Annotated in this window: 8 protein-coding genes; 2 read left to right on the forward strand and 6 right to left on the reverse strand. The window is 61.5% G+C overall.

Annotated elements, in window-relative coordinates; translation table 11 throughout:
• Positions 1 to 69 precede the first annotated feature (69 nt).
• Both HMPREF2879_RS08330 and leuS read right to left on the reverse strand, forming a co-directional pair.
• Positions 70 to 1,128 (reverse strand): DegV family protein, encoded by a 1,059-nt coding sequence (locus tag HMPREF2879_RS08330; protein ID WP_049353123.1) that lies wholly within the window; start codon positions 1,126 to 1,128, stop codon positions 70 to 72.
• Between the two features lie 195 nt (positions 1,129 to 1,323).
• Complete coding sequence (gene leuS / locus HMPREF2879_RS08335) at positions 1,324 to 3,825, reverse strand: leucine--tRNA ligase (protein WP_371326092.1); 2,502 nt, start codon at positions 3,823 to 3,825, stop codon at positions 1,324 to 1,326.
• A 240-nt stretch (positions 3,826 to 4,065) separates the two neighbouring features.
• On the opposite strand from leuS, the gene HMPREF2879_RS08340 reads away from it, so the two are divergent.
• Both HMPREF2879_RS08340 and HMPREF2879_RS08345 read left to right on the forward strand, forming a co-directional pair.
• A complete protein-coding gene (locus HMPREF2879_RS08340; protein WP_070635264.1) occupies positions 4,066 to 5,154 on the forward strand; it encodes an alpha/beta fold hydrolase in 1,089 nt (362 codons plus the stop codon).
• Between the two features lie 9 nt (positions 5,155 to 5,163).
• Complete coding sequence (locus HMPREF2879_RS08345; protein ID WP_005509133.1) at positions 5,164 to 6,291, forward strand: glycosyltransferase family 4 protein; 1,128 nt, start codon at positions 5,164 to 5,166, stop codon at positions 6,289 to 6,291.
• Between the two features lie 243 nt (positions 6,292 to 6,534).
• Here the strand turns inward: HMPREF2879_RS08345 and HMPREF2879_RS08350 are convergent, their stop codons facing one another.
• From HMPREF2879_RS08350 to HMPREF2879_RS08365, 4 genes are all read right to left on the reverse strand, one after another.
• Positions 6,535 to 6,786 carry a DNA mismatch repair protein gene (locus tag HMPREF2879_RS08350; protein WP_070592960.1) on the reverse strand — a complete coding sequence of 84 codons (252 nt, stop codon included), beginning with the start codon at positions 6,784 to 6,786 and terminating at the stop codon, positions 6,535 to 6,537.
• Positions 6,787 to 7,150: 364 nt separating this feature from the next.
• A complete protein-coding gene (locus HMPREF2879_RS08355; RefSeq protein WP_049327135.1) occupies positions 7,151 to 7,402 on the reverse strand; it encodes a hypothetical protein in 252 nt (83 codons plus the stop codon).
• A gap of 231 nt (positions 7,403 to 7,633) precedes the next feature.
• Positions 7,634 to 10,132: an aconitase gene (locus tag HMPREF2879_RS08360; protein ID WP_246822940.1), complete on the reverse strand. Its 2,499-nt coding sequence runs from the start codon at positions 10,130 to 10,132 to the stop codon at positions 7,634 to 7,636.
• Positions 10,133 to 10,372: 240 nt separating this feature from the next.
• Complete coding sequence (locus HMPREF2879_RS08365; RefSeq protein WP_070635266.1) at positions 10,373 to 12,841, reverse strand: primosomal protein N' family DNA-binding protein; 2,469 nt, start codon at positions 12,839 to 12,841, stop codon at positions 10,373 to 10,375.
• Positions 12,842 to 12,857: the final 16 nt, after the last annotated feature.

Raw genomic sequence — 12,857 nt, forward strand, 5'->3', positions numbered from 1 at the left:
CCGCGCGGACACGCAGCACACAGCACAGGGTCAACACGGGCACGCCGGAAAGGCGGCTAGTACACAATCCTAATAAACGACCAGCGCCACAGCACCCAGCCCCGAATGAGCCGACAGCACCGGCGGCAACGCACTCACCAAAAACTCCGGCGCCGAAGAAACGGCAGCATCATGAACTAGGGAGCTCTCCCCCAGCATCTGCTGAACCTGCTCGTACAGCTGCACCGCCTGCGCCGCATTACCCACATGATGCACCGCAACCACCTCACCGCGCGGGGATGCGGCAAGCGAAGAACTGGCGGGGTCGGCGGCGGTAGAACCCACTGAAGCGGAGCTGAGCGCCGCCGCATGCTGATGCTCACGGCAGGTCTGCACGGTCACCTCCACCAGGCGCTCCAGGGCGCGCGCCGCAGTGCGGGGGCGCTCCACATACGCCAGCTTGCCCTCGGTAATCGTGCCAATCGGCTTAATCTGGAACATCTGCCCCACCATCGCCAACGCCGGGGAAACACGGCCACCGCGGCGCAACGCATCCAGGGTCGGGATATAGAAGTAGAGCGTGGACTGCTCGCAGACGGACTGAATGTAGTCCACCAGCTGCGCCGCAGTCGGATAGTCAGAGCTTGGGTGGTCAGGGCTCGGAACAAAATCAGAGGAAGCAGAGTTCAGCATCTCCAGGGCGCGCACCACCGCATGACCGTAGGCACCGGCGACCGTGCGGCTATCCACCACGCTCACACCCTTAGAACCCAGGCGGCTCAGGCGGGCACCGGTGCGTGCCGCCTCCACCGTGCCCGAGAGCTCACCGGACAGATGCACCGATACCACATGCGTAAAACCTCGCGACGCCAACTCGTCATACACATCAGCAAACACGCCCGGCGCGGGCCCGGAAGTGCTCACCGTCTGACCCATCACGTGCGCGAGCATAATCGCCTCATCCACCTCGGCGGTGGTCAAATCCTGCAGCTGACGATCCGGCTCACCGGGCGTGCGAATAGTCACCGGCATCGGAACCAGTACAAAATTACCGCGAGCGCTCAGGCGCTGCACGAGCTCCGGGTCGAGGGCGGCGGCGCTATCGGTCACCACGGCAATGCGGTTCTCTGCTTTGTTCTCTCGCTCCATATTCCGGCCCTTCTTCCGGTTCGTCAGTGCGTGATTCGATGACGAACCCTCTCCTAGCGTTCCCTGAACATTATGGCACTCATCACTACCGCAGTACAGCAAAGCCCCGCCGCGCCTCCGGGTTCGTTCCATTGAACGATCCGAAGCCACAGCGGGGCTTGTACTTTATCTAAGAAACTTCTTTATCTAAAAAGCTTAGATCACGATGTTCACGAGCTTAGGCGCACGCACAATCACCTTGCGGATCTCGGCGTCACCAATCGAACGCTGAACAGCGGCATCCGCCAGAGCCAGCTCCTGAAGCTCCTGCTCGGAAATATCCTTCGCAACCTCCAGGCGAGCCTTGACCTTGCCCTTAATCTGCACGATAGCGGTGACGGTGTCATCCACCAGCAGAGCCGGGTCAACCTCGGGGAAGCCCGCGGTCAGAACCGGGGTGTCGTGGCCGAGAGCGTGCCACATGTCCTCAGCGGTGTACGGCGCGTACAGAGACAGCAGAATAGCGACAGTCTCAGCAGCCTTACGGACAGCCGGGTCAGCCGCACCAGCACCGGAGTCAATAGCCTTACGGGTAGCGTTCACAAGCTCCATGGTCTTAGCAACAACCACGTTGAACTTGCCGTTATCCAGCAGGCCCTGAACCTCGTGCACGGTACGAGCAATCAGCTTCTGCAGCTCCAGGTCACCGGTGGTTGCGTCAACGCCGGGTTCGCTGGTGACGTCCTGAGCCACACGCCATGCGCGAGCCAGGAACTTCTGCGAACCGGACGGGGAAACATCCGCCCAGTCCACGTCATCCTCGGGCGGGGACGCGAAAATCATGGTGGTGCGGATAGCGTCCACACCGAACTTGTCGAGCTGCTCACCCAGGTTCACGCCGTTACCCAGCGACTTGGACATTGCCTTGCCGCCGTTGAGCACCTGACCCTGGTTCATGAGCGCCTTGAACGGCTCATCGTGCTTGATCAGACCCAGGTCGCGAACAACCTTGGTGAAGAAGCGTGCGTACAGCAGGTGCAGAATAGCGTGCTCCACACCGCCAACGTACATGTCGACGGCACCCCACTCGCTCATAGCCTGCGGGTCGAAGGGGCCCTCATCGAAGTTCGGGGAAACGTAACGCAGGAAGTACCAGGAGGAATCCACGAAGGTGTCCATGGTGTCCGAGTCACGGCGAGCCTGCTTGCCACACTCGGGGCAAGGCACAATCGCCCAGTCATCGGCAGCCGCAAGAGGCGACTGGCCCTTAGGAGCCAGCTGCTCACCGCGCAGGTTATCGGGCAGCAGCACCGGCAGCTGATCCTCAGGCACCAGAACCTCGCCACAATCCTCACAGTGAATCACGGGGATGGGGGTACCCCAGAAACGCTGGCGGGACAGCAGCCAGTCACGCAGACGGTAAATGACCTTGCCCTCACCGGTGCCGGCAGCCTCAACCAGCTCAATAGCCTTAGCGAGCGCCTCAGCCTTCGGCAGGCCGGTCAGCTCACCGGAATTGATGAGCACGCCGTCACCAGCTGCGGCAACACCGCTGGTAGCCGGGTCCTCAGCACCCTCAACGTCCAGGACCTTCACGATGGGCAGGTCGAACTTCAGGGCGAACTCAAGGTCGCGCTGGTCGTGCGCGGGCACAGCCATAATCGCGCCGGTACCGTAATCGGCGAGCACGTAGTCAGAAGCCCAGACGGGCAGCTTCGCGCCGGTCAGCGGGTTAATCGCGTAGCGGCCGGTGAACACGCCGGTCTTCTCGCGGTCAGAGGACTGGCGGTCAATATCGCTCAGTGCCTTAATGTCTTCGCGGTACTGCTCCAGGTCAGCCTTGTGCTCGGGTGCCACGATCTGCTCGGCGAACGCCGCATCCGCAGCAACCACGATGAAGGTTGCACCGTACAGGGTGTCCGGGCGGGTGGTGAACACGGTGAAGGACTCAGCAGGCTGGTCCTCGGTCGCCTCAATCTCGAAGCGCACCTCAGCACCCTCAGAACGACCAATCCAGTTGCGCTGCATGAGCAAAACACGCTCAGGCCACTTGCCCTCCAGCTGCTCCATGTCATCCAGCAGCTGCTGTGCGTAATCAGTGATCTTGAAGTACCACTGGTTCAGCGACTTCTTAGTCACGGTAGTACCGCAACGCTCACACGCACCGTTGACAACCTGCTCGTTCGCGAGCACGGTCTGGTCCTTGGGGCACCAGTTGACCATGGAGTCCTTACGGTACGCCAGGCCCTTCTTGTAGAACTGCTCGAACAGCCACTGAGTCCACTTGTAGTACTCGGGGTCCGAGGTGTGCAGGCGGCGGCTCCAGTCAGCGGCAATAGCGTAGCGCTTGAAGGACTCAGCCTGAGTCTCAATGTTCTTGTACGTCCACTCCTTGGGGTGAGTGTCGTTCTTAATGGCTGCGTTCTCAGCGGGCAGGCCGAAGGAGTCCCAGCCAATCGGGTGCAGAACATCGTAGCCGCACTGCTTGAAGTAGCGGGCGTTCATGTCACCAATAGCGAATGCCTCCGCGTGACCCATGTGAAGGTCACCGGAGGGGTACGGGAACATATCCAGCACATACTTGCGGCCCTTGGGGGCGTCACCGGTGGGCTGGAAAACCTTCGTTTCGTCCCAGTAGGGGCGCCACTTGGCTTCCATAGCGCGGAAGTCGTACGCATTTTCGTTGCGTTCGGTCTCTACCTGAGCAGACACAGCGATTCCTTAAATAAAGACAGGTTGATAAAAACTTAACCCTCCAAGTGTAACGCGAAACCCGCACCGCGCCAGAGTTGAGGCCGCCTCGACTACCAAATGGACGGCACCACCCACCCGACCACCTGCGCAATCACACGCCCAACCACCGATGCGGCAGGCGGGTTTCAGAGCCCTTTCAGGCTTCTCCCCTAGAATTAAGAACGGGACTTTGCCGTCCCAGTACCCAACCCGCGAAAGGTACCCATGACCTCCACCGTTACCCCGGACTCTCCCAACACCTCAGTTCTTGAGGGTGTGCCCGGACCGCTCATTCCCGGCACCCGCCACGACGCCCTCATTGGTGACGGCGCGCAGGCGGTTATGACCCGCTACTGGCAGTACGGCAAAGGCATGAACGCTGGGCTCTTCCCCGAAGGCTCCTACCCCGTGCTGCTCGTGCACGGCTTCCGCGGCGACCACCACGGCCTGGAAATCATCGCGAACTACCTGCTGAAGCTTATCCCGAACGTCAGCATTATCAGCCCCGACCTGCCCGGCTTTGGCCGCTCCGCAGACCTGCCCGAAGGCACTCAGGGCAAAAACACTCGGGACGAAAACGCTCAGGGCGAAGACAACATCAACGCGTACGTGGCGTGGCTAAACGACTTTGTGAAGCACACCAACCCCGCCCGTGAGGATGCACAGCGCCTGCCGCTGCACGTGGTCGGCCACTCCTTCGGCTCCATCGTCACCAGCGCCTTCGCCGCCGCACACCCGAACTCGCTCGCGCTCCTCTCGCTCATCAACCCGATTAGCGAACCCGCCCTCGAAGGCAGCCAGCGCGTCGCCTCGCGCCTCGCCTCCCTCTACTACCGCGCCGGCGCGGCACTCCCCGAAAAAATCGGCTACCCGCTGCTGCGTTCGCAGCTGATTACCCGCGCCTCCAGCGAAGTCATGATGCGCACCAAAGACAAGGCAATGCGCCGCTTCATCAACGGCCAGCACGCCGCCTACTTCGGCTCCTTCGGCTCCCGCCGCGGAGTGCTCAGCGCCTACGAAGCGTCCATTACGCACACCGCCGCCGAATACGCCGCCGCCATCCGGGTGCCGGTGCAAATGCTCGTCGCCGAAGACGACGACCTGGGCACCCCCGAAACAGCTCGCGCCATGTACGCGACGCTGACCTCCCGCGACCTGCCTGATTCCCGCAATCTACCCGCGTCTTCGTCCGGCGCCCGCGAGCGCCTGGACATGATCCCTGAAGTCGGGCACCTCATCCACTACGAAACCCCGCACCTGGCCGCGGAACTCATCGCCGATTTTGCCGCCGGCCACTCAGGGAACGAGAAGTAAGGAACCAACATGAAACTCATGGTTGACGCCCGATACACCCGTATCGGCTTCCACGACGGCATCAGCCGCTACACCGCCTCCCTGCTGGGCGCGCTCAAAACCCTCATTGACACCGGTGACGAAGCCGCCGCCGACCTCGACCTGACCATGATTATCAGCGATGAGCGTCAGCTGGACATGCTGCCCGACTTGCCGCACGTGAAAATCTGCTCGCCCACCGGCCCGCTCGAACCGACCGCCGCACTGCAGCTGAACAAGTACGCGCCGGACGTGGTGTTCTCCCCCATGCAGACCATCGGCTCCACCGGACGCAAATTCAAGCTGATCCTCACCCTGCACGACCTGATCTACTACTCGCACCCGACCCCGCCCGGGTTCCTGCCCGCACCGGTGCGCGTGGGCTGGAGGCTCTTCCACAAGACCTACACCCCGCAGCGCTTCCTGCTCAATCACGGCGACGCGGTCGTGACGGTTTCTGAGTCGACCGCCTCACTGATTCGTGAGCACGAGCTGACCACCAAGCCGCTGTTCGTGGTGCCCAACGCCCCGCAGCCCGGCAGCGTCGTATCCCGCCAGACCGCGCTGGAACGCGCCACCACCCGCGAAGAGCAGCCCGTCAAGCACCTGGTGTACATGGGTTCGTTCATGCCGTATAAGAACGTGGAAACCCTGCTGCTGGCGATGCGTTCCCTGCCGGATTACCGCCTGCACCTGCTGTCGAAGATGCCGCCGCAGCGTCTGGTGCAACTCACCGACGAGCGCCTCATCGGTGAGAACGTGGAGGTGCACAACGGCGTGAGCGACGAGGAGTACCAGCAGCTGCTCCGCCAGGCGCACGCCCTGGTGACTGCCTCCCGCGAGGAGGGTTACGGCCTGCCCGTGGTCGAGGCTCAGGCTGCCGGTTGCCCCGCGGTGATTAGTGACATCCCGATTTTCCGTGAGATTGCGCCGCACGCCGTGTTCGCGCCGGTTGACGGTGCCCCGGAGGCGCACGCCGCCGATTGGGTGAAGGCAATCCGTTCCCTGGAGGACACCGCCGTTCGCGAGCGCGTGATCATTGACGGCCTGTCGGATGTGCGCCGCTACTCCTGGCGCGACTCGGCACTCAAACTGCTGGAGGTCGTGCGCGGGCTCTAGAGCCTGCGTTGGGCAAAGAAATGCCGCCGTACTCCCCCGGTTCTCGGGAGGGTGCGGCGGCATTCTCGTATTCAATTCATGGTTGCCGGTAGGTGCGTACGGCTTACGGCAATGATGTACAGCGGCGGTTCGCTACACACTTCCTCCGCGCCGACGCAGGGAACCCGCCCTCGCAGAGCTCGGGCACCCTGAGGGCGCATCCGGAAGGTGCAGCCTCACCGCATCGCACCGGAGCAGAGATCCTTAGACCGCAGTAAAGCTACCGGTACGAGCTGCTTCCTTCGCAGCCAGCTCATCCGCGTGACCGTACGCGTAGAAAATCTTCGCGTCATCCAGCTCAGCAAATCGAGCCAGGTAGCGGCACACCGCGCCACGCTGAGCCTTCGTCATCGAGGACAGCAGAACAGGGTCCGGGTGGGTAATACCGTTGTCGCGGCTCGGTGCCGAACTACCGAACTCGGGCTCGTAATCAGAGGTGATATTGGTGAAACTCATCGGTGAGTACCTTTCCTTAGGGCGTTTCTTAGGGCAGCGCCGCAACAATGCAGACGCTACCGGAGGCAACACCGCGAAAAGAACCTACGGAGATCATCGGAAGTCTCTTCGCAGTAGTGGTTGTGATACCTCTAAACTACCCAAGAGCTAATCAATGTTCAAGAACCATCAGGGAACGCCCCCATAGTGGACATGTTCCCGGTTGTCAGGAAGAAATCAGGGGCATCATAGCGGCATGGGACCGCCGAGTCTCCAACCGAACTGAAACCTGCCCGAAAGCCAGCGTGAAAGCCAGCCCGAAAAGCAGAAATGCTGCCGCACCCATAAAGAGTGCAGCAGCATTTCTAAAAACTAATTGTGCAGGCTACGCCATAGTTGCGTAGAGACCGCGCTCGGCATCCTTACGAGCCAGCTCGTAAGCGTGACCGTACGCGTAGAAAATCTTTGCGTCATCCAGCTCAGCGAAGCGCGCCAAGTAGCGGTAAACAGCTCCTCGTTCTGCGCTGGTCATGTCGGAAAGCAACACGGGGTCCGGGTGCATGACGCCGTAATTGTGTACAGAAGCAGACCCGCCGCATGCAGGTTCGTATGCGGGGGCGATCATAGTCTGAGTCACCAGTATTCATCTTTCGTTGGTGCGCACGGTTGTGAAGCGTACGCGAAGTTGAGTGATAGATACTGCCAACACCACCTCGACAAGCGCCGAAATAGTATCCGCAGTGCTGAATATATTACCGTGGATACGGAGACTACGCCAATTAGAATCAGCCAAACCCCAACAAATCTTAGGTGCACACGAATGCATAAAAATTCTGGGGTGCCCTTCCAACGGCACCGCCTAAGCACCCTAAACTACAGCGCTCTGCCCTGCTTTACTCTCCTGCTTTTTCTCCCCTGCGAGGTTATGTTCCTCTGCATCCTCAGCGTCTTCATCCTCACCGTCAAGACCCAGAAGAGCCGTCACCATCGGCAAAGGATTGAACTCGCTCAGCTGACCCGTGCGGTCCACCTTGCGCATCATGAACGCACGCTGCAAACGCCGCTGAGTCCACGGCGAAAGCACCATCATCAGCAGCGCCTCCACCACAAAAATGCCGACCAGAATCCACAGCAGCAGATCCGAAGAACCCGCCTGCTCACGCAGCTGCTGAGCATCCGCCACCAGACGGTCAAAACCCTCCGAATGTAGGTGCGACGTATCAAGTCCCGTCAACGCGGACAGGCTCACCGGCGACGCCACATTCAGTAGCACCGACAGCATCAGCAGAAGCACCGCATACAGCCCGTAATGCATGGTGCGCATCCACTTCTTCACGCGCGCAAAACCGCGGTTCAGTTCCGCACCAATATCGGTGAAAGCCGCCGCTTTCTGCGCCTGCTCACCCGCCGGCATCATGTGCGGCACCAGACGGTGCGCAAGCATCAACGGCACCGGCGAGCACGCATCAAAATACTGCATGTGACTATTCACCGACGGGCCCGGCAGGGTCACAAAGCTGACGTCTACATCGGCGGGCTGAGTAATATTCGACCTACCAATACTGTCACCACGAGCGGAAATCTCGCACCGGTCAGCCACATCAAGATCCTGCAGCATCGGCGCGTAGGCGCGCACATACAGGTGGCAGGCGCTACGCACCGACATCATGAGCACCAGAATCAGCGCGCCCCAAAACGCCACGGAGGCGGCGGTCAGCTCAGGGACCGCGCCCTCAACACGCAACTGAGCCAGCAGCAGCATGAACACCGCGTACAGCATGAAAACGCCGTGCACGAAGAGCAACGGAATCAGCCATTTCACGTAGGCGCGTGTGCCGTACGGGTTGACCAGGCGCGCATCCGCCAGACGCACATCAGCCGGACTCTTTGCGGAGGGAGTTTCGGAGGCGCTGTCCCGGGCACTCTTGCGGCCAATACGCGCCCTACCCTTGAAGGTACCCGGCACGCTCACAACCAGCGGCACCACACTCAACGCCAGGGGTACCAGCATCGCATAGTGCAGTAGCGAACGGTACGGGCCAAACAGCAGGGACGCCTCCACCAGCCAGGAGAACGCCGCGACCGCGCTCACCCACAGCAGCATGGAGCGGTTACGGTAGCCGCCCGCAGCATCCAGGTGCCCCGGAATGTCGTTGCGGTCACTAGCGATAATGCTAATCGGGACCACGCCACTACCCAGGCCGTAGAAGAAACGAATCGGCTTCTTACCCGCCGCCGCACGACGACGCAGCAACTCATAGCTCAAATACCCGCCCTGCGAATGAGCAATAATGCCCACCGCATCGCTACGGGAACTCAAATCGTCCAGCTGACGATCCAGACGCGCATAAATACGCTCCAAATCGCGCGACTCCGGGCTGGTTGCCGTCTGAATCAGCTGCGTCGGAATAGCCTTCACCAGCGCCCACAGCTCACGGGCACGACGAGCCAAAACCCAGCCCACAATACCCAGGCCGAGTGCCGCCGCCAGACCCATAAATGCACCCTGCGGAGTGCCCAGGGACGCCACAAAAGCATCGCGGAACGTCATGAGCGCCATAGCCGCCAGCACCAGCCACAGCGCTACGTTCACAAACCGCGCCGTAGAACGCAACAGGTGCCCGGCACGCTCACGCCAGGTCGCGCCGGGGCGCTCATAGTAGAAGCAGAACATCAAAAACAGCGGCAAAACCGACGCCAACCAGGGCAAATGCTCCTTCAACGGGCGGTAATGTCTGGGCCGCCAGAAGCCCTCCTGAAAAAGGAGGCTGCGGCGAGTGACCGTGCGAACCGGGCGCGGCTTCGGCTGAGGCAGGTGCGGAAGCTCAAGGTTCGGCAGCTCGATATTCGGGAAATCGATGTTCGGGAGCTCTACCTTGGGAAGCTCAATTTTCGGCAGCTCAATCTTAGGGAGCTCCACTTTAGGCAGTTCCACCTTGGGTAACTCCACTTTGGGCAACTCAACCTTCGGAAGTTCAATTTTCGGCAGACTGATTCTTGTAGATTCTTTGGGCTCGGAGGCTTCGGCGAGTTCTTCCTGCGCGGAGTTCTCTTCAACCTGCGGGCTTTCCTCAACCGAGTCAGCGGGGTCGGCAGGGTACTCCGTGCGCTCAATCGTCAACGAATACGTCAACTCGCTGTGGTGGCTCAGCGGGTTCACCTCGGCGGCAGGCGGGAAGGTATCACCGTCAGGAATCACCTCAACACGAACCCGCGCAGAAGCCTCTGCAGCAGGGTTCTCTTCGGAGGCGGCGACAGAATCCGTGTTCAGCGCCAGCAGAGTCTGCACACTATGCGCCACCGGCTTGCCAAAATACGCGAGCGTCTCGCCGTGATTCTGGTAGCCGATACCGTGAACCAGCAGCACCGCCGCATCATGGTGCTGGCCCTTGCGGTGCAGGGCACTCTCGGATGCGCAGAAGCATACTCAGCCAGCCGTTGCTGCTCACCATCAGACAGCGCACTACCCTTCAGCAGATGAGGCACCTTCGACATGCCTCTCACCTCCTCGCCTCTGCGCACAGCGCGCCCGCAAACCCGCGTAGCTCAACGCCCAACCCGGGGCAAAAACCGCCCCTCACTAGAACACTACAGCACGACTAGAAAATCACAGCACGTCCAAGCCGTCACAGCGAATCTGAACCGGGCGCTCCCCCACGTTCTTCTTCAACGCCGCAATCGTTGCACGCGTAGCACGCAACTCACGGGTCACGTGCTGGGCAATGCCGTACGAGAAGAACATCAGGGTACGCCAATCGCCCTGAACCGGCGCCTCCTCAGAATCCTCCTCAAGAGACTCCGACCAGGCAAAATACCCCTGATCCAGAGGAACCGGGCCCACAATACGCAGCTGCTCACGCACCCGCTCCGGCAACGCAGAAGAGCCCAAGAACTCCTCCATGAAGGCGCGAACATCCGCCTCCGCACCGGTCACCGCAGCCGTACGAACCGCCGGAGGCAGACCCGTCTGAGCGCGCTCCTCCAGCTCCTGACGAGCAAACCACGCCGGATCCCAACGCACCAGCGCCTGCTCCACCGGCGACGGCGAAGCAGTCGTCACCACCGTACCCTCAAGAGCCGCAGGACGAACCAATGCCGCCGCATTCAACCAGCGACGCAACGCCGCCTCCGGGGCACGCAACGAATCAAAACGAAGCATCTTATCGGCATCCAGAAGAAGCGCCGCCGCATAGCCGCCAAAAGCCACCGGCTCAGCACCCGGAGTCGCCACCACCAACGCAGGCTCAGGACCAACCGACGCCCGCACATGGTCACCCGCCGAAGAAATCACCGGAACATTCGGGAACGCACGGCCCAGCTCCTCAGCAGTACGAGTCGCACCCGCCGCCGAATAACGCCAATGCGTAAAACCGCATTCAGAACAACGCCACTGCTGCGCCAAATGACCGCACCACGAACACGACGGAACCGACGAACCCGAAGCCACCGACAAAGGCCCACTACACTCGCCACAACGCGCCGGCATGCGGCAACGCTCACACGAAAACGACGGAATATAACCGCTACGCGCCACCTGCACCAACACGGGACCACGCGCCAACGCCCGACGAGCATGCTCAAACGCCAGGTGAGGAATACGCGCCATCGCCGCCAACGGGTCACGCGCCAACTCAAACTCCGAACCCGTCGAAAAAATACGCGGCGAATAATCACGCACCAACGCACGCGGCGCACGCACATGAGATGCCCAACGGGTACGCACCAGACGCGCCGCCTCACTACTCATACTGAACCCGGCAAACAGCGCCGCAGTATTCTCAGCAGAAGCACGCAGAAGCAACACATCGCGGGCATGACAATACGGGGCGCGCTGCTCCACCAGCGAAGAATCGCCGTCATCCCAGCACACCACCAGGCCCAGGTTCGCCACCGGCGCGTAGGCCGCCGCGCGGGTACCAATCACCACCGGCACCTGCCCCAAACGCACCTTCACAAACCCGTGATAGCGAGTATGCGGAGTCGAATCAGAACTCAAACGCACAAACGAATCAGCGGGCAGACGCTCGGCGAGCGCCGCCTCCAGAAGATCCAGGTTCTTAGCGGTCGGAACCACCGCAATAGCGCCGCGACCACTCGCAGCAGCAGCCGCGAGTGCGGTCGCCAAAACATCCGCCCACGTGTGCTCCAGGTGGCCGGGAAGGACCGTCATCACGGCGCGGGTCGCGGCACCGGCGGCGACGTCCTCAATGAACTCCGCGCCGTTCTCGTAATCGGAGAAGACGGAGGCGGCATCCGGCGCATCCGGGTTCAGCGCCGGCGGGTCCAGCACGAAGGGTGCGAGCGCGCCGGGAGTGGCAAGCCAGGCGTACGGGTCGGCAGTGCTGGAGGCGGCGGAGACGGCAGAAGACTCGGGAGCCGTGTGCTCAGATTCCGCGGCCTCGAGAGCCGCGTTCTCGGGGGCGTTTTCCTGCGACTTCTCCCCCGCGCTCGCCGGGGTCATCTCGGGAGTGTTCTCCGGGGTGTTCTCGGGGGTATTGGAAGTACTTACCGGGGCAGAATCACCCAAATACGCCGACTCGTAACCCGGCAGAAGCGGCGCGTACTTCTTATCCAGCGCGGCAATACGCGGCGGCACCGCCAGGCGCAACACGTTCGCCACCGTGGAGGCGTAACGGTCGGCAAGCGCCTCAGCAAGCGCAAAAATTTCGGGCGCAACAGACGGCACACGCGACAGCACCGACTTGAGCGGTAGTAGCGAGGTACGCGTCCAATCAGTCGTGGCGGCGCGCTCCTCAATGTAACCGGTCAGCTCGTGACCGTTGAACAGCACGCGCACGCGGGCGCCGGGCACCGCATCCTCACTCAGCTCAGCGGGCACACGATAATCAAACGTGCGGTCCACCTGCGGCAGGGTGCTATCCACGCGCACACGCGCCACAGGGTTCGGCACGCCGCTCGCCTCCAACTCGGCGGCAACGTTCACCGGCTCCGGGGCAGCCGGAATCAGGGCATCACGAAGAGCAGGAAATCCCTGCAACAGGTCAAGCTGTTGCAGGGATTCCTGCTGAGCACCCAACGGTGCCGAAGAGTTCGATTCAGAACTGCTCTGAGTCACCCGAATCTGCGTGCTC

This window comes from Rothia sp. HMSC069C04 (assembly GCF_001812895.1).
GTDB lineage: Bacteria > Actinomycetota > Actinomycetes > Actinomycetales > Micrococcaceae > Rothia.

Bases quoted from the DNA above. Each gene is read 5' to 3' on its own strand.
- HMPREF2879_RS08330 (WP_049353123.1), bottom strand. From the start codon at position 1,128: ATGGAGCGAGAGAACAAAGCAGAGAACCGCATTGCCGTGGTGACCGAT.
- HMPREF2879_RS08340 (WP_070635264.1), top strand. From the start codon at position 4,066: ATGACCTCCACCGTTACCCCGGACTCTCCCAACACCTCAGTTCTTGAG.
- HMPREF2879_RS08345 (WP_005509133.1), top strand. From the start codon at position 5,164: ATGAAACTCATGGTTGACGCCCGATACACCCGTATCGGCTTCCACGAC.
- HMPREF2879_RS08350 (WP_070592960.1), bottom strand. From the start codon at position 6,786: ATGAGTTTCACCAATATCACCTCTGATTACGAGCCCGAGTTCGGTAGT.